The sequence below is a fragment of the Corynebacterium sp. ES2775-CONJ genome, assembly GCF_024814515.1.
Taxonomy (GTDB): Bacteria; Actinomycetota; Actinomycetes; order Mycobacteriales; family Mycobacteriaceae; genus Corynebacterium.
The window spans coordinates 136,668-159,240 of sequence record NZ_JANUXT010000001.1; the positions used below are offsets into that span (position 1 = coordinate 136,668).

At 53.3% G+C, this 22,573-nt stretch carries 19 protein-coding genes; 14 read left to right on the plus strand and 5 right to left on the minus strand.

Annotated features, from left to right (window positions below; all coding sequences use genetic code 11):
- Positions 1–150 precede the first annotated feature (150 nt).
- Together frr and NXT01_RS00620 are read left to right on the plus strand one after the other, a co-directional pair.
- On the plus strand, positions 151–708 hold the full coding sequence (frr, locus tag NXT01_RS00615) for a ribosome recycling factor (RefSeq protein WP_259076296.1): 558 nt from the start codon (positions 151–153) through the stop codon (positions 706–708).
- Positions 709–837: 129 nt separating this feature from the next.
- Complete coding sequence (locus NXT01_RS00620; protein ID WP_259076297.1) at positions 838–1,707, plus strand: phosphatidate cytidylyltransferase; 870 nt, start codon at positions 838–840, stop codon at positions 1,705–1,707.
- Between the two features lie 67 nt (positions 1,708–1,774).
- Here NXT01_RS00620 and NXT01_RS00625 read toward each other — a convergent pair whose 3' ends face one another.
- Positions 1,775–2,203: a lipopolysaccharide assembly LapA domain-containing protein gene (locus NXT01_RS00625; RefSeq protein ID WP_259076298.1), complete on the minus strand. Its 429-nt coding sequence runs from the start codon at positions 2,201–2,203 to the stop codon at positions 1,775–1,777.
- Positions 2,204–2,690: 487 nt separating this feature from the next.
- On the opposite strand from NXT01_RS00625, the gene rlmN reads away from it, so the two are divergent.
- Positions 2,691–3,803 carry a 23S rRNA (adenine(2503)-C(2))-methyltransferase RlmN gene (gene rlmN, locus NXT01_RS00630; protein WP_259076299.1) on the plus strand — a complete coding sequence of 371 codons (1,113 nt, stop codon included), beginning with the start codon at positions 2,691–2,693 and terminating at the stop codon, positions 3,801–3,803.
- Between the two features lie 58 nt (positions 3,804–3,861).
- Here the strand turns inward: rlmN and NXT01_RS00635 are convergent, their stop codons facing one another.
- Positions 3,862–4,284, minus strand: a complete 423-nt coding sequence (locus NXT01_RS00635) for a DUF2631 domain-containing protein (protein ID WP_259076300.1) — start codon at positions 4,282–4,284, stop codon at positions 3,862–3,864.
- A 338-nt stretch (positions 4,285–4,622) separates the two neighbouring features.
- Between NXT01_RS00635 and dxr the strand changes: the two genes are divergently transcribed.
- The 6 genes from dxr to NXT01_RS00665 all read left to right on the plus strand — a co-directional run bounded on the left by dxr (position 4,623) and on the right by NXT01_RS00665 (position 12,722).
- Positions 4,623–5,786 (plus strand): 1-deoxy-D-xylulose-5-phosphate reductoisomerase, encoded by a 1,164-nt coding sequence (gene dxr, locus NXT01_RS00640; RefSeq protein ID WP_396124683.1) that lies wholly within the window; start codon positions 4,623–4,625, stop codon positions 5,784–5,786.
- Positions 5,787–5,808: 22 nt separating this feature from the next.
- A complete protein-coding gene (locus NXT01_RS00645) occupies positions 5,809–7,014 on the plus strand; it encodes an RIP metalloprotease (protein WP_259076301.1) in 1,206 nt (401 codons plus the stop codon).
- A 165-nt stretch (positions 7,015–7,179) separates the two neighbouring features.
- On the plus strand, positions 7,180–8,370 hold the full coding sequence (gene ispG, locus NXT01_RS00650) for a flavodoxin-dependent (E)-4-hydroxy-3-methylbut-2-enyl-diphosphate synthase (protein ID WP_259076302.1): 1,191 nt from the start codon (positions 7,180–7,182) through the stop codon (positions 8,368–8,370).
- Positions 8,371–8,488: 118 nt separating this feature from the next.
- Positions 8,489–10,324 carry a penicillin-binding transpeptidase domain-containing protein gene (locus NXT01_RS00655; RefSeq protein WP_259076304.1) on the plus strand — a complete coding sequence of 612 codons (1,836 nt, stop codon included), beginning with the start codon at positions 8,489–8,491 and terminating at the stop codon, positions 10,322–10,324.
- 62 nt (positions 10,325–10,386) lie between these two features.
- Positions 10,387–11,259 carry a type I methionyl aminopeptidase gene (map, locus tag NXT01_RS00660; RefSeq protein ID WP_259076306.1) on the plus strand — a complete coding sequence of 291 codons (873 nt, stop codon included), beginning with the start codon at positions 10,387–10,389 and terminating at the stop codon, positions 11,257–11,259.
- A gap of 23 nt (positions 11,260–11,282) precedes the next feature.
- Entirely contained in the window at positions 11,283–12,722 is a 1,440-nt protein-coding gene (locus tag NXT01_RS00665; RefSeq protein WP_259076307.1) for a cobyric acid synthase, read from the plus strand.
- A 48-nt stretch (positions 12,723–12,770) separates the two neighbouring features.
- Here NXT01_RS00665 and mtr read toward each other — a convergent pair whose 3' ends face one another.
- Together mtr and NXT01_RS00675 are read right to left on the minus strand one after the other, a co-directional pair.
- On the minus strand, positions 12,771–14,159 hold the full coding sequence (gene mtr / locus NXT01_RS00670) for a mycothione reductase (RefSeq protein ID WP_259076309.1): 1,389 nt from the start codon (positions 14,157–14,159) through the stop codon (positions 12,771–12,773).
- 21 nt (positions 14,160–14,180) lie between these two features.
- Positions 14,181–15,239, minus strand: a complete 1,059-nt coding sequence (locus NXT01_RS00675) for an alpha/beta hydrolase (protein WP_259076312.1) — start codon at positions 15,237–15,239, stop codon at positions 14,181–14,183.
- Positions 15,240–15,646: 407 nt separating this feature from the next.
- Between NXT01_RS00675 and mqo the strand changes: the two genes are divergently transcribed.
- The 5 genes from mqo to NXT01_RS00700 all read left to right on the plus strand — a co-directional run bounded on the left by mqo (position 15,647) and on the right by NXT01_RS00700 (position 21,204).
- Positions 15,647–17,146 carry a malate dehydrogenase (quinone) gene (mqo, locus tag NXT01_RS00680; protein ID WP_259077087.1) on the plus strand — a complete coding sequence of 500 codons (1,500 nt, stop codon included), beginning with the start codon at positions 15,647–15,649 and terminating at the stop codon, positions 17,144–17,146.
- 137 nt (positions 17,147–17,283) lie between these two features.
- Entirely contained in the window at positions 17,284–18,366 is a 1,083-nt protein-coding gene (locus NXT01_RS00685) for an ATP-binding protein (protein WP_259076313.1), read from the plus strand.
- A gap of 70 nt (positions 18,367–18,436) precedes the next feature.
- Complete coding sequence (locus tag NXT01_RS00690; protein ID WP_259077088.1) at positions 18,437–19,123, plus strand: VWA domain-containing protein; 687 nt, start codon at positions 18,437–18,439, stop codon at positions 19,121–19,123.
- A 78-nt stretch (positions 19,124–19,201) separates the two neighbouring features.
- Positions 19,202–19,822, plus strand: coding sequence for a cob(I)yrinic acid a,c-diamide adenosyltransferase (gene cobO, locus NXT01_RS00695; RefSeq protein WP_259076315.1), 621 nt, complete (start codon positions 19,202–19,204; stop codon positions 19,820–19,822).
- Complete coding sequence (locus NXT01_RS00700; RefSeq protein ID WP_259076317.1) at positions 19,816–21,204, plus strand: cobyrinate a,c-diamide synthase; 1,389 nt, start codon at positions 19,816–19,818, stop codon at positions 21,202–21,204. Before cobO ends, NXT01_RS00700 begins: the two co-directional genes overlap by 7 nt.
- On the opposite strand, the gene NXT01_RS00705 is transcribed toward NXT01_RS00700, so the two are convergent.
- Positions 21,201–22,571 carry a protein adenylyltransferase SelO family protein gene (locus NXT01_RS00705; protein ID WP_259076319.1) on the minus strand — a complete coding sequence of 457 codons (1,371 nt, stop codon included), beginning with the start codon at positions 22,569–22,571 and terminating at the stop codon, positions 21,201–21,203. The genes NXT01_RS00700 and NXT01_RS00705 overlap by 4 nt on opposite strands.
- Between the last annotated feature and the right edge of the window lie 2 nt (positions 22,572–22,573).

Consider the following 22,573-nt stretch of genomic DNA (forward strand, 5'->3'; position numbering starts at 1 on the left):
CCCTGGGCTCAGACTCTCAACCAGTAGCTAGATTTAAAAGTCGGCATCGACCATTGCACCCGGTCGGGCCACAGTACCCAAAAGATTGTTATGGGAGAAAAGAATTTCCCCCATAACGCATACCATTACCAACACATAGAAGAAGGAAAAATGTTAGACGATATTCTCCTCGAGTGCGAAGAACGCATGAGCAACTCCGTCGAGCACACCCGAGAGGATTTGGTGACCATTCGAACCGGTCGCGCTAATCCCGCCATGTTCAATGGAGTCATCGCAGACTACTACGGTGTGCCCACTCCGATCACCCAAATGTCGACCATTTCGGTGCCAGAAGCAAGAATGCTCCTGATCAAGCCTTATGAAATGTCCATGATGGGCGAAATAGAGAATGCGATCCGCAACTCCGATCTTGGTGTTAATCCGACCAACGACGGACAAGTGCTGCGAGTGACCATCCCACAGCTCACCGAAGAGCGTCGCAAGGATATGGTTAAATTAGCTAAATCCAAAGGCGAGGATGGCAAGATTGCCATCCGTAATATTCGTCGCAAGGGGATGGATCAGTTTAAGAAGATCCAAAAAGACGGCGACGCCGGTGAGGACGAAGTCAACTCTGCCGAAAAGGAACTTGATAAGCTCACAGCTAAATATGTTGCCGCTGTTGATGAAGTAGTAGGCAAAAAAGAATCCGAACTCATGGAAGTTTAATCCACATATCACCGACCCCGAATTCGGCCGTTATCGATATGAGGAAAACGGCTCGGCCCGCACAAGCCTTCTGATCCTCTCATATTCTCTGAGGATCTATGGCGCGTGCGTGATTGAAGGAAATGATTAATGCCGTCCACACCTCGCCGCTTACCTAGGCCTAGGAATTCTGCGGGGCGCGATCTCAAACAAGCGATTCTGATTGGAGTCGCCCTCTTTGTGCTCGCTGCCCTCGCAATGTTCTCGGGACCTCATGGTTGGTACCTCTTCGTCTCCATCGCCATCTCCATTGCTATGTGGGAAGTGATGTCGCGGTTGAATGAAAAGGGCTATATCGTCCAACGCTGGTGGCTGCAAATTGGGGGCCAACTGATGCTGTGGCTCAGTCTCTTCTTTGGCCCCAAGGGGTTAGTCTCCGGATTTGTCACGGCCGTGTTATTACTAATGTTCTCTAGACTCTTCCACCACGGACGCCACGCCCCGCCACAAAACTATTTGCGTGATACCGCTATGGGAATCTTTGTCCTTACGTGGGTCCCGTTATTTGGTAGCTTTGCTGCGATGATGTCTTTGCTTGAGGGCGACGGCGGAATAAGCGGGACGATGTTTATTGCTACCTTCGCGCTGTGCGTGATTGCCTCCGACACGGGTGGATATATCGTCGGGGTGCTCATCGGCTCTCACCCCATGGCTCCGGCCGTTAGCCCCAAAAAGAGCTGGGAGGGCTTTGCAGGCTCCGTAATTTTTGGGGTAGCTACTGGAGCCATGAGTGTGCACTTTCTCCTCGGCTACGAATGGTTCTGGGGGATAGCTCTGGGGATTGGTCTTGTTATTTGTGCCACTCTGGGTGATCTCGTTGAATCCCAATTTAAGCGCGAATTAGGAATCAAGGATATGTCGGACTTGCTCCCTGGCCATGGTGGCGTCATGGATCGCTTTGACGGCATGCTGCCCGCAGCCATGGTGACGTGGTTAGTCTTGAGTTTTATTGCAAGCTAAATATCAAATGAAAAAACCGTAGCGTCGAGGGAGCTACGGTTTTTTCGATCTTTTTTAAAGCGAAGAACTAGATGTGGTGAGCAGCTTTCTTCACTTGACTGCGCAATTGTAGAATGCGTACACCGCCGACCAAAGCCATAATAAGTGCGCCTGCAATAGCTGCGAGAAGGAAGCCAACCCCAGCTGGGAACGTAAAGTTCCAAGCGAATAAGACCAGTTCAATTTGTTGCTGATTTTGCAGGATGAAGACCAAAAGAACAATAAGAAGCAGCGCCCCTAGGATCAAGGCCACCCACGTGCCACCGGCAATAGAGCTTTTTACCTCGGATGTGGAAGATGTCGCGCTTGCTTTATCCTCGTTGACCGCGGTGGCAGGCGTCACAGCTGCACCTTCATGGACAACAGGGGTGATTGAAGTCGCGGGATTTGCATCGCCAGGGTTGACCACGACCGGATCGGCGTCTAGGGGATGAGATTCGGGATTAAGTTGATTCATATTATCAATTCAACGTTAAGCAGCGGAACAACGCAACTATTTTTCACAGCTAAACCACCACAATCCCCCAATCGTATAAAGCTGGCCCCAAGGGGTATTGCCCGCGACCTTCTCAAGGTTCTCCCAACCCAAGTGGCAACTGTCAGTTTTAAAAGTTTAAGATATGGACTCTATCGAAGGGAGAGGGCTCATACTAAGGGAAATATCGCCTGGACGCACAGCCTACTAGCAGCCCTGATATATATACCATCACCATCGCGTGCAATGCCCCTAAATATTTGCGGAAGTTCAGAGTGATCATTACCGGCGCCTGCTATATACAGGGTGAGCATTAGAACGAAAAATATAACCGTCCGATAGCTCCATCGCAACGGTGTTGGAGCTCGCGGCGGCAGATGGAATCTGGAGCACGCCTGGCACGGCTGGGTAGAACGAGAATCTGTGCTTAATCGACCTTTGCATCAAAACATGAAAAGATGGAGTGACTATGGCTACTGCAATTCCTCTCAATTTCTCCACCCCACGGCGATCCATGCCACCTACTCACTTTGCTGACTTAAACACCGCGGAGCGTCAGGCTGCAGCCGAAGCGATGGGGCTGCCCAGGTTTCGGATCAATCAGTTAGCCAAACATTATTACGGGCGTCTCGAATCCGACCCGCGCACCATGACCGATCTACCTGCGAAGGATCGTGAACGTGTGGCGGAAAAGCTTTTTCCACCGTTGATGAGGCAGGTGCGGGTAGTCGAGGCTGATGATGGGGAGACCCAAAAAACCTTATGGCGACTGCACGACGGGACTCTCCTGGAGTCAGTATTAATGCGCTATCCACAACGCGCAACCTTGTGTATCTCCTCTCAGGCGGGCTGTGGAATGGCATGTCCGTTCTGCGCGACTGGGCAGGGAGGGCTGGATCGCAATTTATCCACCGGAGAAATCGTCGATCAGGTGCGCGCCGCGGCCGCAACGATGGCTAGTGAGGGTGGACGCCTCTCCAATATCGTATTTATGGGAATGGGAGAACCGCTAGCGAACTATAAGCGTGTGGTTTCTGCAGTGCGCCAAATTACGCAACCCGTTCCCGAGGGTTTTGGAATATCGCAGCGAAATGTAACCGTCTCGACGGTGGGTCTCGCACCTGCGATTCGCAAGTTAGCGGACGAAGATCTCTCCGTTACACTAGCCGTTTCACTGCATACCCCCGACGATGAGTTGCGCGATAGCTTAGTCCCCGTCAATAACCGTTGGGCGGTAGAGGAGGTCCTCGACGCCGCCGCTTATTATGCGGATCGGTCCGGACGGCGCGTTTCCATCGAATATGCACTCATCAGAGATATCAACGATCAAGGGTGGCGCGCTGATCTTCTAGGCAAACGATTACACAAGGCGCTCGGATCCAAGGCGCATGTGAATCTCATTCCCCTCAATCCGACCCCGGGGTCTCAATGGGACGCATCGCCTGTAGAACGCCAGGAAGAGTTTGTACGCCGTGTTATCGCTCAGGGCGTTACGTGCACAGTTCGCAATACCAAGGGCCAGGAGATAGCCGCCGCCTGTGGGCAGCTTGCCGCCGATGAACTGAGCCAATCATCGCAGTAGAATTATAAAAAAAGGAACGGCCAAATCGGCCGTTCCTTTTTTTTAAGATGCGTAGCGCTTAGTTGTCGAGGGCACGCAAGTGTGCCACACGCGAAGGCTCGATATTGAGAGCGCGCAACTCAGAGTCTTTCAGCTGAGCATAAGGGCCAGAGACCGTGGCTTGAAGATAGGCCCAGTCTGGTTCCTCATGGCCTAAGGGCTTATTGCGCGCGGTGAGAGTCCGCGTTTGTTTACCCTGGGGCTCGAAGATCTGCCACAGCAGTCCGACGGCAATAAGAGCCGCGAAAGTAAAGAGATAAAAGGTTTCTACATGTCCGGTATGATTACCAAAATTGTAGGCCAACAGGATAAATACAGTGGTCCATCCAGATAGCTGGACAGCGTGGCGGCCTAGATGGTGCCACCCCCATGCAGCCGAAGGCTCATCCAAAGTGGACACACCATTATGAACTTCCGGGGTGATTTCGTGTGAACCTGCCACGCTAGTCTCCTTATATTACTTACTGATACTTCGCTACTAATAATACTGGTTATACGTCACCATTTTGGCATATCGGTACCGCAAATGCGAGGTGGGTCTAAACCCCATGCGCTGCAGAAGGATCCAGCACATACCGTATACGCGCTTTATTGTGCTCGAAGCCTTGGTGGCGCCATCATGAATCCTGATGACGTCACTTAGTGCGATCACATCCATCCACCAAAAGTACAGCCACTATAGGGGGATGGTGGCTATTATCGATAGGATTGAGATCCGCATTTTACCCAGTTACAGGCAACTATTCTCCAGTTGGGCACATTAGTGGAACAATAGAAAAGATGAGCAAGCGAATTTTAATTTTGGGCAGTACGGGCTCGATCGGCACCCAGGCCCTCGAGGTGATCGCCGATAACCCCGATAAATTCACGGTATGTGGCATAGCTGCCGGTGGTCGCAACCCAGAACTTATCATCTCTCAGGCTCGTGCTCTCGGTTTGACCCCCGATCACATAGCTGTCGCTGACCCCGCAGCGGCCGCGGTAGTCTCTCAAGCTCTCGGTGGAGCAGTACTCCAAGGATCCGATTCTGCGAAGGAACTTGTGGAGGCAGTATCCGCCGATACCGTTTTGAACGCGCTGGTAGGCTCCATGGGCTTGGCTGCAACGATGGCCACGCTAGCCAGCGGTGCTTATTTGGCTTTGGCTAATAAAGAATCCCTTGTCGCAGGTGGACGTTTGGCCATAGCAGCAGCTGAGCCGGGTCAGATCATCCCTGTAGACTCCGAACACTCCGCCATGGCACAGTGTCTTCTAGCTGGACACCGCGAAGAAGTAGCGCGCATCGTACTTACGGCCTCAGGGGGTCCCTTCCGTGGTTGGACACGACAGCAAATGTGGGATGTCAGCCCTCAGCAGGCGGCCAATCATCCCACGTGGTCCATGGGGCAGATGAATACCCTAAATTCAGCTTCGATGGTGAATAAGGGGCTAGAGCTAATCGAAGCCACCTTGCTTTTCGATATCGCTCCGGATCTCATTGAAGTCACCGTGCACCCGCAATCTATAGTGCATTCCATGATCACCTTCCACGACGGGGCAACTATTGCTCAGGCTTCGCCTCCTTCGATGAAACTGCCTATTTCTCTGGCACTCAACTGGCCTCACCGCGTGAAGGAGGCTCAACCAGCCCTCCAATTTTCCCACCAGCATATGTGGGAATTTGAGCCCCTCGATGATGAGGCATTTCCTGCCGTGCGTCTTGCTCGACTGGCAGCTGGCGAAGGTGGAACCTATCCAGCAGTGTATAACGCAGCCAATGAACAAGCGGCTGCTGCCTATTTGAAAGGGTCCATTAAATTCCCGCAGATCGTCGACACCGTGGATGAGATACTCTCCCAAGCCCCAGCTTTTGCCGAACCCGCCACCACAATCGACGAGGTCCTCGCCGTTGAGCGAGAGGCGAGGCTGCGCACGGACCAATTCCTCAGGACCATAACTAGGTAATTTTGCGGAGAAAGATAATTAGATGAGCTATATAGCAGGAGTGATACTGTTCGCCCTAGGAATTGCACTCACAATCGCTTTGCACGAGTGGGGGCACTATTTTGCGGCTCGGTCTTTTCATATGAAGGTGCGGCGCTATTTCATCGGATTCGGACCCACCCTCTTTTCCGTGCATCGCGGGCACACAGAATACGGCTTGAAGATGATCCCTCTCGGTGGTTTCTGCGAGATTGCTGGGATGACCAATCAGGACGAGGTCACCGCGGAGGAGGCCCCCTATGCGATGCGTAATCGGCCGTGGTGGCAGCGTGTCATCGTCATGATGGGAGGAATCGCGATGAACCTCCTGATTGCCGTCACAATCCTCTATGGCATAGCTGTATCTTCTGGCTTGCCCGATCCACGTGCAGATGTGCGTGCCACTGTGGCGAGCACTGGGTGCGTCGCTGAAATACAGCGAGCGGATGGATCCCTCAGTGAATGTTCCGGCCTCGGGCCCGCGGGGGAGGCGGGGATTCAGCCAGGTGATAAGATCATCGCCGCAAACGGCAATCCCCTCGGAAATTTCGGTGAGCTGCGACAATATATTCTCGACAAACCGGGTAAAGTGATCGAGCTCAGTATAGAACGAGCTGGAGAGGTGCAGGATATAACGGTGCAGGTGGCCGCGGCTCGCAGGATTACCACCACGGGTGAATCCGTGACGGTTGGAGCTATTGGAATTAGCAGCGCCCCGCTTGGTTATATCAAGCGATTTGGCCCCATCGAAGCAGTATCGGCCACGGCCTCCTTCACCAATACCGCAGTCAAGGAAACCGCTCGCGGACTTGCACAGTTCCCAGCGAAGATCCCCGGCGTCGTAGCCTCTATTTTTGGCGCAGAGCGTGCTCAAGATGGTCCTATTAGTGTGGTGGGAGCTTCGAGAGTAGGCGGCGAATTAGTAGAGCGATCTTTATGGGCTATGTTTTTTATGATGCTTGCCAGCCTTAATCTTTTCCTCGCATTTTTCAATCTCGTACCATTACCGCCGCTCGATGGCGGACATATTATTGTGGTGCTCTACGAGAAAGTGCGAGATTTCTTCCGCGCCCTCCGCGGCCTAGCCCCAGCCGGACCAGCCGATTACACCAAACTCATTCCGGTCACCTTATTTTTTGCAGGTTTACTGACTATTGTCGGAGTGCTTGTTATCGTGGCCGATATAGTGAACCCAGTTCGGTTATTCTAATGCTGAGCTTTAGCTATCGCTCGCTTATATCTTAGGGAAACCTAAGGTATAGGCACTGCCAAGCGCTGCCCACGTCGGTGGTAGGCTATGAAAAAGAAGCACCGGTTTACTAACTCATTAAGTCCGATTTGAGGCTTCGCACATTTTTCATTTCCCCCTTGGGGAATGACGGATAAAGGAGTAACTGTTTCAGTGTCTACCTCGATAGGTTTAGGTCTTCCCTCAACTCCGCCCCGAGTTTTGGCCCCACGGCGCACCACCCGTCAACTGCAGGTTGGTAGCGTAGGCGTCGGTTCCGAATATCCCATCTCAGTTCAATCAATGACAACCACCAAGACGCACGATATCAATGCCACCCTGCAGCAAATTGCGCAGCTTACGGCATCAGGCTGCGATATCGTACGCGTTGCCTGCCCCAAACCCATCGACGCTGAAGCGCTGCCGATTATTGCGAAGAAATCGCCCATTCCAGTGATTGCCGATATTCACTTTCAGCCGAAATATATTTTCGCAGCTATCGAAGCAGGCTGTGCGGCAGTGCGTGTTAATCCAGGAAATATCAAGGAATTCGACGGCCGAGTTAAAGAGGTGGCCCTAGCGGCCGGTGAAGCTGGGGTTCCCATTCGGATCGGTGTTAACGCTGGATCCCTCGATAAGCGCCAACTAGAGAAATATGGGAAAGCCACGCCTGAGGCCCTCGTGGAATCTGCGCTGTGGGAGGCTTCTCTATTTGAAGAACACGGATTCGGCGACATTAAGATCTCTGTCAAACACAACGACCCAGTCATCATGGTGGAAGCCTACCGCCAACTAGCTGCGCAGTGTGATTACCCGCTTCATCTTGGCGTGACCGAGGCCGGCCCAGCCTTCCAAGGCACGATCAAGTCTGCTGTTGCCTTTGGTGCACTCTTATCCGAGGGAATCGGCGATACGATTAGGGTGTCACTGTCGGCGGATCCAAAAGAAGAAGTCAAAGTTGGCGACCAAATCCTGCAATCGCTGGGACTTCGTGAACGTGGCCTCGAAATTGTTTCATGCCCATCCTGCGGACGTGCTCAAGTTGACGTGTATACCCTAGCCGAAGAAGTATCGGCTGCTCTTGACGGCATGAATATTCCACTGCGAGTCGCTGTTATGGGTTGCGTGGTCAATGGACCTGGGGAAGCCCGAGACGCCGATCTGGGAGTAGCTTCCGGTAATGGCAAGGGGCAAATCTTTGTCAAGGGAGAAGTTATAAAGACGGTTCCGGAATCCCAGATAGTGGAAACTTTGATCGAAGAAGCTATGAAGATTGCTGAGGCTGAGGGCCTCGAAATCAAAGAGGGTGGAACCACTAAAGTTTCCATCACATCCTAAAGATTTCCTCCACGCATATAACCCGACGGTCCCGCTTCAAGACCGTCGGGTTTTGTCTCGATCAAAGAAATAGGTGCGCCATCGCAATAAGCACATGGCTGAGTGCTAAAATTTTCCCATGATCAGAGCTTTATTGCGGTCACCGCAGGCCCTTGTATGCGCCGTTTTCCTCATCGCTTCGCTTACGGCCTGTACCCCTAAACCAGCCGCAGTAAAGCCAATAGCGCAAGAATTTCTCTCCCATTTTATCGACCAAGATTTCGCCGCAGCCGCTGCTCTTACCGATATACCGAAAGACGCGGAAAATGTCCTCGCGGAAACTTTCCAAGGGCTGCAAGCCGACGCTCTCGAGGCTACTATCACAAAGGTCGAGGCGCGTGAAACTCTAGCTACAGTCTACTACCAGCTCACATGGATTATCCCGCGCGAGCGCACTTTGGAATATGAGAGCTCTCTGGTTTTAAATAAATTCAACGATCAGTGGGTGATCCGTTGGCAGCCCTCGATAATTCACCCGCGCTTAGGGGCCAATCAGCACCTAGAGTTACGTGCCATTAATGCCCAACGGGCAAGCATCATTTCCTCTGATGGGGCAGCAGTACTCGTTCCGGGAGTTGTGGATCGGATCCTGGTCGATCTCGATCAAGTAGGGGATCGACGAGCAATGGCACGGGCCATTGCGGCAGCATTCGCCGAGATTCACCGCACTGATCCCAACGCTCTCCTTATCGATGAGGCCACTCTAGCCGCTAATCTACAAGAAGCCAGCGGAGTTTACTCGGTGACCACCGCGCGCAAGGAAATATCAGCTCAGATCAAGGCTATTTTGGGAGGAAAACCGGGAATAATTTTCCACGAAGAAGCAGCGATGGTGTCAACAGATCCGGGATTTGCGCCCGAGATCGTGTCCCGTGTGGCCCACCTCGTCAACGATCGTCTCGACGGAGTCAACGGCTGGCGTATCGTGGTGGTGACCCACGATGGAGCGGTGATTGATACCATCGAGCACCACGAACCGGATACTGCTCCCGCCATCGAGATTAGTTTGGATCATCTTGTGCAACGGGCTGCGGAGGAAGCCGTGGCGATGCGCAGTGAGCAACAAGCCATAATTCTCGCACTACGCCCCACAACGGGAGAGATTTTGGCGGTGGCTCAAACAAAAGAAGCAGATAAACAAGGTGCCCTCGGCCTGACGGGCCTATTCCCACCTGGTTCGACATTTAAAATTATCACCGCTGCAGCGGGTATCGAACAAGGGGGCCTTCACCCCGACACTGTGGTCCCTTGCCCTGGTTCGATGAATATCTATGGACGCATAGTCAATAACTATAATGGCTTCAGCCTCGGAAATGTTCCCTTAGAAACCGCGTTTGCGCGTTCCTGCAACACGACATTCGCACAGATATCAACCGACTTGCACGCAGGAGAACTGCAGGCTGTCGCTAAGGAATTCGGCCTCGGAGTGGACTATGAGATCCCGGGACTCGCCACCGTGACTGGCTCGGTCCCCACAGGGGAGAAGCCCCTTGAACGTACAGAGTCCGGCTACGGCCAAGGAGAGGTTTTAGTCAGTCCATTTGGGCTTGCTTTGGCCTCGTCGACCGCCGCAACCGGAAAAACTCCACTCCCGTGGCTGATCTCTGGGTTTGACACCAAGGTAACAGGAAAGAAGAAAGATCCCGATCCAGCTACTATCGAACAATTGCGGGCTCTAATGGGTGCCGTGACCGAACCAGGGGGCACGGCCGCCGGAATGCGCGCTGGTGGAAAGATTTTCGCGAAGACAGGCGAGGCCGAAATTAACTCAGGATCCCACTCATGGTTTACAGGGTATCGTGATGATATCGCATTTGCCACGCTCATCGTCCTCGGTGGGGGTTCAGAATCGGCTGTAGCGATGACCGATCGCTTCTTTAGTCGTCTCGATGAGCTAAGAGAGGGCGGGCAATAGGAAGATGATCTGGTCGGGTAGAAAATCGCGACCTGAAGCGGGGGCGTACTACGATAGAACTCATGCAGAAAAGAAGTCCCATTAAGCCTGGAAAACCCACTCCGATTCGCACCGTCCCGGATAGCATAGAACGACCAGAGTATGTGTGGAAGAAAAAGGTTCGTGAAAATATGGGCGAGCCTTTTATCCAGACCCCCGAGGTCATCGAAGCTATGAGGGAGTCATCCGCCATTGCCGCCAGCGCCCTACAGGAAGCTGGTAAGGCAGTCGCCCCAGGAGTGACTACCGACGAGCTCGACCGTATTGCTCACGAGTATATGCTCGATCACGGCGCTTACCCATCGACCCTAGGTTATCTTGGTTTTCCCAAGTCCTGTTGCGTATCGCTTAACGAGATCGTATGCCACGGAATTCCCGATTCCACGGTGATTCAGGACGGGGATATAGTCAATATAGACGTCACGGCTTACAAAAATGGAGTGCATGGCGACACTAACGCTACTTTTCTCGCTGGCAACGTCTCGGAGGAACACCGCCTCCTCGTCGAGCGCACGCACGAGGCAACAATGCGAGGGATTCGCGCGGCCAAACCAGGCCGTAAAATCAATGTGATTGGTCGCGTGATCGAATCATATGCCAAGCGGTTTGGCTATAACGTAGTACGGGATTTCACTGGCCACGGAGTGGGGCCCACCTTCCATAACGGACTCGTGGTTCTCCACTATGATTCCGACGCCTATACGGATACCCTACAACCAGGAATGACCTTAACCGTCGAACCCATGATTAATCTGGGATCCCTAGACTACCGGATCTGGAAAGACGGGTGGACCGTGCAAAATACCGATCACAAATTCACCGCACAATTCGAACATACCTTCGTGATCACAGACGACGGGAATGAAATTCTCACTATTCCCAGCTCCGGCTCATAGCCTATTCACGGGTAACGAATAATATGGTGAGTTTCTTAGTAGCAGGATGTACTTCCGACGCGGGTAAATCCGTGGTCGTAGCCGGACTTTGCCGCGCTTTCTATCGCCGCGGCGTCGCAGTAGCACCCTTCAAAGCCCAAAATATGTCCAATAATTCTGACGTCACCCCTGATGGTGGTGAGATCGGACGGGCACAGGCATTCCAGGCCCTTGCTGCAGGTCTCGAGCCGGAGACAAAATTCAATCCAGTTCTGCTCAAACCCGGCAGCGATCGCACTAGCCAGCTTGTCGTGCGAGGCCAAGCGATGGGAGTAGTAAGCGCCCACGATTATTTTCACCACCGTAGCCATATTCGCGATGTAGCGGTGACAGCGTTGAAAGAACTCGAACAGGAATTTGACCTCGTCATCTGTGAGGGGGCGGGATCTCCCGCCGAGATCAATCTCCGTCACACTGATATAGCGAACTTCGGTCTTGCAGAGAAAGCGAATTTGCCCGTTTATCTTGTCGGAGATATCGACCGTGGTGGGGTCTTAGCCCATTTTTACGGCACACACCAGATCGTTAGTCCCGCAGACCGAGCTCGCATTCAAGGTTTTGTAGTGAACAAATTCCGTGGAACACAATCACTACTCGAGCCGGGATTGGCAGAATTAGAGCGACTCACCGGTGTGGCAACAAAAGCCGTCTTGCCCTTTATCGAGGGCTTGTGGATCGATGCAGAAGATTCCCTGCAGTCCCAACCTGGAGCTACCATCGGCCCGCACCAGCAGGCCCTCGGCTCACAGCGCATTAACGTTGCAGCTATCAGGCTGCCGCGTATCTCTAACGCCACCGATATCGAGGCACTCGCCGCCGAACCTGGGATAAATGCAAGTTACAGTGTCGATCCCGACTATATCGCCGAAGCTGACCTAGTTGTCATCCCTGGGAGTAAATCCACTCTCTCGGATCTACAATGGCTGCATGATACTCACATCGCCGCAGCCCTCGAGCACCGTCGCATCAATAATCTACCGACGCTTGGAATTTGCGGGGGATTTCAAATGATGTGCAAGACCATCGTCGATACAGTCGAATCTAGTGATCAGACCTCAGCTCAGGGCCTAAATTTCTTCGATGCCGATATAGAATTCGCCGACACCAAAACCCTGATCCGTCATGACCACGGGGCCTATGAAGTGCACTATGGCCAGCTGGTGCGAGCACACGATGACCCGTGGATTTCAGGCGAGGGATTAAGGCGCGGAAACTTCTTTGGCACTCATCGGCACGGGCAAATGGAAAATAACAACTTCCGGCGTGAATTCCTCGGAGATATCGCAGGTGCGCTAGGAAAAAACGATTTTGTTATCAGCCCCACTACCGATTTCGCAGCTGAACGGTTGACACAACTCGATATGATCGCGGACCATATTGAAGACCATTGGGATCTCGATCAGCTTCTTCAGGAAATATCCTAAAATATCCCCGCGATCGCTACGTAGAGATCGCGGGGGTACGTGCAGATTTTAGGCCGACGCAAACTCCAGTCCTAAGAGAGCATTTTCCACAACTTCCGGCAGAGCTGGGTGAATCCAGTACTGCTTGCGGGCAAATTCTTTGATATTAAGATCATAAGACATCGCAGTGATCAGCGGCTGGATCAGGGTGGAAGCTTGGGGGCCAATTATATGGGCTCCCAAAAGTTTCTCACTGTCCCTATCTGCAATAAGTTTGACAAAGCCCGTGGTGTCCTCCATAGCCCATCCGTAGGCTACATCTTTGTAGTCTTGGATTTTCACGGTTAGCTCATGACCCTGCTGGCGTGCGGCAGCCTCCGTGAGACCTATACTAGCAATCTGAGGATGGGTGAAAATGGCAAAAGGCACGTTGTCATGGGGCATGGGAACGAGATCATGAGGGTGGAGGAGATTGTGGCTAATCGCCCGGGACTCTGCGTTAGCAACATGCTTGAGCTGGAATGGTGAGGATATATCTCCCAGAGCCCATACGCCCTCAGCCGTAGTGCGCCCGAAATCATCGACCTTGATCCGACCTGCATCGAGTTCGATGCCAGCCTTCTCTAGATCCATCAAATCTCCATTAGGGATGCGCCCGGTTGCTACTAGCAACATATCTGCATGCACGGTGTGACCATTGTCGAGAACGAGATCCACGGCTCCTGTTTCTTTTGACTGCTCAGCTTTAACAATCTCGACACCCACGTGGGTATCCATCTGCTGCGCTGTAAGTGTCGTGATCCGCTCGGCGATATCAGCATCCAATCGCCGCAAGAGAAGATCCGAACGGTTAATGATGGTTACTTTTACTCCCAGCTGATGGAAGATATGGGCAAATTCGAGAGCGATAAAGCCGCCACCCCACACCGCCATCGTCTCAGGAAGGCGCTCGATGCGCATGATATTTTCGTTAGTAAAAAAATCAATATCCCGGACTACTTCGGGGATTCTTGGCCGAGCGCCAGCAGCGATGACGATGTCCTCAGCGGTAATTTCCCATTCCTCTGCACCCTGAGCGGTGCGAATAGTGCGGGGGCCGGTGAAACGAGCGTGCTGATCAAAAACCTCGATATTAGGCGTCTGAGGACCGCGTCGGTATTCCTCGCCGCCCGCTGAGATGGGGTCAATGCGTTCCTCGAATACGCGTTTTTGAATGCTGTTCCAATCAATCTCGCCGCGCTCGGAGGCGATGCCGTACTTCTCAGATTCGGCTATCATGCCCGCCACCTCGGAGGCGTAGACAAACATTTTAGTAGGAATGCATCCTACATTCAGGCAGGTGCCGCCAAACGCGCCCTTTTCTACGATAGCGATGGATTTATCGCGGAAGTCCTCGCCTGGAATCATATTTCCAGAACCGGCGCCTATAACGATGAGGTCAAAATGAGCAGTTTTCATAAAATTCCTTATAACGAGGGATTACTGAAGGTGTTGCAGCCACGTCGTCGAGGCCTGGAGAGCTCGGTCGCGGACGGGCCGCGGAGATAGATATAGATCGTGCATACCATCCTCGATCTCCACGATGGTCGAGTGTGAGGAAACAAAGGGCGCCCATTGTTTTATCTGATCAACATCGAGCACAGTATCACTCCGATGAGAATAATCGTCGATGACCATGGACGTGTGCGACCTCGAGGAACACAGAGTAAGGACCGGAACTCCTGTGTTGATGGTGCGGCGACGCAGTTTGAGCTGCGCCCTCATCACTGCACGCATCCACCCAAAGTACTTCTGGCACCCCCCAATCGGTTTCATCCGTGTATCAAAATCCCATTCCCCAGAGTAATCCTTGTGCACGGACTCTCCGTAAGTACCTAAATTCCCGAGCGTAAACGGGGTGAAAGGCTTGAAATAGCCTACGGTTCCGATCAACAGGTAAGCAAAAGGATACAATGCCTTCGGGAGTGGGACATCAAACCACGGGGAATTGAGAATAGCGGCTGTGACCACGGAGTGAAGGGTCGGGTTTGTACGCCTAATATGATCAAGCCAGTCGACGACAACGAGTCCGCCAGTCGAGTGACCGATGAGCACAATGGAGTCGTATTTCGAGCTGAGGAAATCCACCGCGGTACTCAAATCCGGGTAGTAGTGATCCATATGCGAGGTATAGTGCCACGTTTGACCCGCCTGTCGAGAGCGCCCACATTTACGCAAATCAAGAGCAAAGAAGTCAAAACTGTTGTGGGAAAAGTGCTCGGCTAAATGTGTCTGAAAAAAGTAGTCGGTCATACCGTGGATATAGAGGACGGCCGTTTGGGCTGGCTCTGTGCGGTGACTTTGGTGCCGGATGAGGGTGGTACTCACCCGTCCTTCCTCGTCCGGGTCAGACCCCAGATCAAAAGTAAGCTGCCGGAATTCCGAGCCTAGAATATCGTCCTCCCACTGAGCCGTATCCCAAGTCGGAGGTGCAGGCGGCACCTTTTTTCGGGGAAGATCTGGGCTATAGGAGCGTTCGGAATGCGTCGGTGATTTCATACTTCGTAGTGTAGCCCGAGTTTTATATCAGTGGCTTGAGGGATAGATGTAGATCACGGTAATGGGCCAGCCAACTGCTGGAAAAGGCCTCAGAAGTATCAAGGTGTAACTCAATAAAGGATGGATGGATAGGGGTAGCAGATGAATGGGACACCTAAAAAGGGGTGGGCATATGAGGCCTTTACGCACAGCCTCAGTGCAAGGATCGAGTCTATGATGGCGAGTAGGTACCATTTGTCTTGGGTCACACTCACTAGGGTGGAGTGGCGTACACTTATTCTTATCATTTTCTCACAAGGATAGTTGTCAGCACGCTACGGGCAACGAGATAGCTACTAGACCGTTTCAAGCTAGATATGCTTTCAGAAACAGATCTAACCAAGGAAGTTCTTACTATGAATAATGGCATAAATGACTCGATGACCGCGGGAAAAACAGTGGAGGATGATGTAGACGTCATCCTCATCGGCGCTGGGATTATGAGCGCTACCCTAGGCGCTATGCTGCGCACATTAGAGCCGCAGTGGTCGCAGCTCATCTTCGAACGCCTCGATGGTGCGGCGCTGGAATCATCGTCGCCTTGGAATAACGCAGGCACGGGTCACTCAGCACTGTGCGAGTTGAACTACACACCGGAAGTCAACGGGCGCATTGATATCTCCACCGCTCTTCAGACCAATGAGCGCTTCCAATTATCAAGGGAATTCTTGGCCTTCCAAGTCAACCAAGGAGTTTTACCCAATCCGCGGCAATTCATTCACCCGGTGCCTCATATCTCTTTTGGCAGAGGCCCCGATCAGGTGTCGTATTTGCGTAAGCGTTATGAAGCGCTTGCCCAGCATCCGCTATTCACAGGACTGAAATACTCCGATGACCGCGAAGTTTTCAATACCAAGCTGCCGCTGATGGCCGAGGGTCGAGATGCCAACGAAAAAGTGGCTATCTCCTGGTTCGATGGCGGGACCGATATCAACTATGGTGCATTAACTCGGCAGTTTTTGAAAAACGCCGCCGAGGAGGGTACCGAAATCCGCTACGGACATGAGGTAACCGACATCAAACGAGAGGGCAAGAAGTGGAAGGTCACAGTACGCAACGTTCACACCCGTGAAGAGTCGACCTATCGCGCCAATTTTGTATTCGTTGGCGCGGGCGGCATGGCTCTCCCACTTCTGCAGAAATCCAAAATCCCAGAGATCCGCGGTTACGGCGGATTCCCCGTGGCGGGGCAATGGTTGCGGTGTACAAATCCAGAGATTATCTCACGGCATCATGCCAAGGTCTATGGCAAAGCCGATATTGGGGCGCCTCCGATGTCGGTACCCCACCTCGACACGAGAATGATCGACGGTGAGAGGGGACTTCTATTTGGCCCCTATGCAGGATGGACGCCAAAATTCCTCAAGAATGGTTCCTGGTTTGATCTCTTGCACTCAGTCAAGCCAACGAACCTTCCTTCCTTATTGTCTGTCGGAGTCCGCGAATTAGGATTGACGAAATACCTCATTCAGGAATTGCTGAAAGATCGTTCCGCGAAAATGGAGTCGCTGCGCGCATATATGCCACTCGCCGAGGAAGATGACTGGGAGGTCGTGGTCGCAGGGCAGCGAGTTCAGGTCATCAAGCCGGTGGTTGGCCCGTCATTCGGCTCCCTCGAGTTTGGTACCACCCTGATCTCCCACCGCGATGGCTCGATCGCTGGGCTGCTCGGCGCCTCTCCCGGAGCTTCAATTGCTCCAGCAGCAATGGTCGAGGTTCTGGAACACTGCTTTGGAGAGCGCATGGTCTTGTGGGGCGACAAAATCAAGGAAATGATGCCATCCTATGGAGTGAAACTCGGAACTGACCGGGAACTCTTCAACAAGATGTGGGCCTATACCCAGCAGACTCTGCAATTAGAAGAGTAACGGCTGCGAAAAATAGTGTAGCTTTTCACTCGGGCCTTATTTGTGGTTAAAGTAGACCACAATGAGGCCCGCATGCGGTCTGGTACTAGTAGTCCTCCGAGGCCTTTATGCTTGAGGCTAAGAAAGTTTGGGTTGATATGAGCGCTCAGATCCCTCCACTATATCCCTTCTCCGCCGTAGTCGGCCATGAAAAACTACAGGTGGCTCTCCTTCTAAACGCCATTAGTCCCCAAATTGGCGGGGTTGTCATTCGCGGCGAAAAAGGTACAGCTAAAACCACGACAGTTCGCGCCTTCGCTGGGTTATTAGAAGGCGCGCCCTTGATCAATCTACCGATTGGGGCTACCGAAGATCGAGTAGTAGGCGCGCTCGACCTGGAAACCATCCTGCACAGCGGTAGAGCTGAATACCGCCCAGGTTTGCTGGCTGCCGCCAACGGGGGCGTGCTCTATGTTGATGAGGTCAACTTACTGGCCGACCACATCGTTGATGCGCTTCTCGACGCAGCCGCAACAGGGATAGTCACCGTCGAACGCGATGGAATCTCTCACTCTGCTGCCGCTAAATTTGTTCTAGTGGGCACCATGAATCCCGAGGAGGGAGAGTTGCGCCCTCAATTACTCGATCGCTTCGGCCTCTCGGTCGCAGTAGAGGCTTCTCGGGACGTGGCGGTGCGCACCGAAATTATGCGCCGCCGCCTAGAATTTGATCGAAACCCCAGAATGTTCTGCGAGAAGTGGCGCGCGCAGGAATTAGAGCTTGAGCGTACGATCGCTGAGGCCAAACAATTGGTGGGATCGATCGAACTCAGCGATACCAACTTGGAGCGTATTGGCTTTATTTGCGCAAGTTTCGATGTCGACGGAATGCGTGCTGACCTCGTCATAGCTCGAACAGCCATCGCCCACGCAGCCCTCAAGGGTCGCGTGGAGGTAACAGACGAAGATATACGCGTTGCCGCCGAATTAGCTCTTGCGCACCGCAAGCGTCGCAATCCATTCGACGAGCCAGGTCTCGACGAATCACAGCTCGATGAGGTCATGGATCAGGCCCAACAATCCCACCCCGATGAAGATCCCTTTGAGAGCTCTGAGCAGCACAATCGCGATCAGCCACCCGCATCGCAAGACGATGACTCTAATACTCCTGATATGAGTGAAACCGAGGAGGTAAGCGCCGATCAGGGCGCTACCTTTCGCAGTCCGACAGCTTCGCCGTAAGCGGAGAAAGACCGAAAACGAGGCAACTCCAGGACGACGGCAAGCAGCCCATACCAGAGAAGGGTCCGTGGTGCGCGCCAGCGCGACGGGACGCGGAGTAAATATGGTCGCAACGGTTCGCAATGCAGCCGAACGGGGGGCGCGCATAGATGGTGGGCGCCTCGAATTCATCCCCGATGACCTCGTGGGATCAACCCTGCGCTCAAAGGAATCTAATCTCATTGTCTTCTTAGTCGACGCTTCAGGATCAATGGCAGCGCGCGATCGCCTTGCTGCCGTAACAGGTGCGGTGACATCCCTCCTGGGAGATGCCTACCAGCGCCGCGATAAAGTCGCTGTCATTAGCGTGAGAGGCACGAATCCTAAAATCGTCCTACCACCCACCGGCTCCATCGACATAGCCCTCAAACGACTAGCAGATGTTAAAACGGGAGGACGCACCCCGCTCGCTGAAGGACTCAGCCTTGCATCGGAGCTCATCGAGCGGGAATTACGCCGCGAGCCAGGACGCCCAGCAATACTAGTGATTCTTTCTGATGGACGCGCCACCGGCCCTGATGGTTTGCAGCGACTACGCACCATCAGCGAAGTCATCGCGCGTCGAAAAGCGTGGGCAAATATAGTGATCGATTGCGAGAAACCGGGACGTATCCAACTCGGTTTAGCTCGTGAATTGGCTGAAAATATACACGGAGCACTCATTAAAGTCGATGAATTAAACGCTGATTCGGTTACAGGTATTATTGACGCATTCTAAACACTATTGCCCATCCAGCTTTCCCAAGAGCCCGTAAAGTGAAAACGTAACAACTTATTATTTTAAGGAGCACCCGAGATGGCCCGCGGACAACTAGACCCACTTTCAATTCCCGACGACGGTTTAACAACCCGGCAACGTCGTATGCTCCCCGTCACGGCGGTCCACACGGGCACCGGTAAAGGAAAATCCACCGCTGCCTTTGGCATGGCCATGCGCGCGTGGAACCAAGGCATGAATATCGGAGTTTTTCAATTCGTCAAATCTGCCAAATGGCGAGTCGGCGAAGAATCAGTCTTCAAAAAACTCGGCCAGCTCCACCTCGACGAGGGCATCGGGGGCGCAGTGGAGTGGCACAAAATGGGAGAAGGATGGTCCTGGTCGAAAAAGCGAGGAAACGAGGCTGACCATGCTCGGCAAGCCCTCGAGGGATGGGAGGAAATTAAGCATCGCCTGTCTCATCAACACCATGACTTCTATGTGCTCGATGAATTCACCTATCCCGTTAGCTGGGGATGGATCGATATCGACGATGTTATCACGACCCTCTCCAACCGCCCCGGTGTCCAGCACATAGTTATGACAGGACGCAATGCTCACCCCCGACTCATTGAACTCGCCGATCTTGTGACCGACATGCACAAGGTTAAGCATCCCATGGACCTTGGTCGTAAAGGGCAAAAAGGAATCGAATGGTAGATAGAGCTCAGTCGCAGAGATCCCGGGATCAGGAGCCAACAACACCGGGGATTTTAATCGCTGCCCCCGCCTCTGGGACAGGAAAAACGACCATAACCACCGGCCTCATCGCGGCCCTCAGCGCCCGCTTGTCCGTCGCGCCCTTCAAGGTCGGTCCTGACTATATTGATCCTGGTTATCACGGGCTGGCCGCGGGACGCACCGGGCGCAACCTTGACATGGTGATGTGTGGCGCGGATCTGATAGGGCCATTGTATCGACATGGTTCCAGCGGATGCGATATTGCCGTCGTGGAGGGCGTGATGGGACTGTTTGATGGCCGTATCCCTGATGGACTCGGATCCTCAGCCGATATTGCCCGACTACTCGGGCTACCCGTTATTCTGGTCGTTGATATTCGCGGTATGAGCCAGTCAGTAGGTGCCCTCGTACGTGGTTTCGCCACCGTAGATAAAAATGTTCGCATTGCAGGTGTCATCCTTAATATGGTTGGTAGCGAACGCCACCGCGATATTTGTACACAGGCGGTCGAATACGAAGGTATCCCCGTGGTGGGCGCCATACCTCGCCAAGATGCGGTGGCCGTACCATCACGACATCTCGGGCTAGTCACCGCCACAGAACACGGTCACCAGGCGGCCGAAGCCATCGCCCACATGGCTGATTTAGTAGACCGCTACTGCGATACCGATGCCATCGCTGCGCTCGCCTCCACTAGTTATTCCGGCCCCAGCTGGAACCCCGCTGCCCTCATGGACCGTGGGAATGCTGTTACCGTGGCAATTGCTAGTGGTCCTGCCTTCAATTTTTCCTATGCCGAGCATCGTGAGCTGCTGGCGGCTGGTGGAGCGCGAGTCGTGGAATTCGACCCCCTCGTCGACGAACTTCCTTCATGCGAGGGAATTATCATCCCAGGAGGTTTCCCTGAAGAGTATGCCGATATCCTCGCCTCCCGCGACAGCTTAAGGGAGGATATCAGAAGACATATCGCCGCGAAAAAGCCAGTACATGGGGAATGTGCGGGGCTTTTATGGCTTGTCGATCGCCTCGATGAGCGGCATATGCTTGGAGCGATCCCGGTATCAGCGAGTATGAAAAAGCGTCTCACCTTGGGTTACCGAAGCGCTGTGGCACTGGGCGATAATTTGCTATGCCGTGCCGGACAGCGCATTACCGGCCACGAATTTCACCACAGCGGTGTGGATCAGGAAACCGCCGAGGGCTTCGACCCCGCATGGGCGTGGCAAGACTACTACGGTAATACCAAGAGCGAGGGCTTCACCACGGCGACCGTCCACGCTTCCTATCTACACACTCATCCAGCCGCTTATCCTGAGATGGTGCAGCGCTTTATTCAAGCGTGCCAACGAGTAACCTCCTAGGTGCCACAAACCGTGTGGTAGGGTCCAAAGTCCCGGGGAGCGAGCTGCTCCAAGAACGCATAGTCTTGCCCAGTTCTGCGCCTAAAAGGATCCCCCAAAACGTCAAGGAGGAGGGTGCGCACCCGCGGGTCCTCGCTACTTGCCGCCACGAGGTGATTACGGGCGATATAAACGGGGTTCACCTTCAGCATCGCCGCGAAGTTTGGATCCATTTTTCGCCACCTAGCCATCCAAGACGCCCATGCCCCCGAATCTACGAGGTCGCCCACCTGTGGTAGAGCGCGCTGCTCGCTGAGTGCTCGAAGGACGAGCGTGCGATCGAGCTGATCATTTTTCATCAACTCCATAAACTCCTCGATCGTACTCTCCAGGTATGACCGCTCGAGGTGGGAGATCCCGAGCGCACGACCCATATACTTGAGCCACTGGCGGTAATACACCTCACCAAAGGTGGCCATGGTTTCCTGGGCCCACTCGAGTCCAACCAACGGAACAAGGCACTCAGCCAGGCGCGCTAAATTCCAGCCAAGAATCGATGGCTGGTAACCGTAGCGATAACGTCCATGCGTATCAATCGACGAATAGCAGGCATCATCGTTATAGGTATCGCTAAAGGCTGCTGGCCCAAAATCAATACTTTCCCCACTTAATGTGGTGTTATCAGTATTCATCACTCCGTGCACGAAACCGTGGCGCATCCACAGCGCCACCGTCTGAGCTTGACGCTCTACTACTGAGGAGAAAAAATCCCGGTAACGCTCGGGCCCGCGGGCGAGAGGATAGTGACGAGCGATCGTATAATCACACAAGGTCTGCACGACGTTATCTCCCAGCGTCGCAGCGTATTGAAAAGTTCCTACGCGGATATGACTTGAGGCTGCTCGAATGATGAGCGCGCCGGGTACCAGTTGCTCTCTTTTTATCATTTCACCCGTGGTAAAAGCCGCAAGAATGCGAGAGCTGGGAATTTTTAGACCAGTAAGTGCTCGGGAGTAGATAATTTCCTTCCACGCTGCATCAACCGGCATTTTTCCGTCACCTCCGCGTGCGAAAACGGTCGGGCCACTGCCTTTTAGATGAAGATCCACCACGTCCTCGCCCTTTGTGAGTTCACTGAGGAGCAAAGCTCGCCCGTCTCCTAAGCGCGGAGAGAAGTGACCGAATTGGTGGCCCGCATAAGCCATGGCGGGATAATTATTTTCCAGCAGGCTAGCCAGCCTATCTGCGCTGAGATCAGCCGGATTTAAGAGCAGGGAAGTCGCCACGTCGGTATTGCAATAAATTTGTTGCAAGCTGGGAAAATGAGGTGGTGTGGCGGGATGAACCAGTTCGGGAAGGGCGGCGGCGAAGTCCTGATGCAGATGCATGG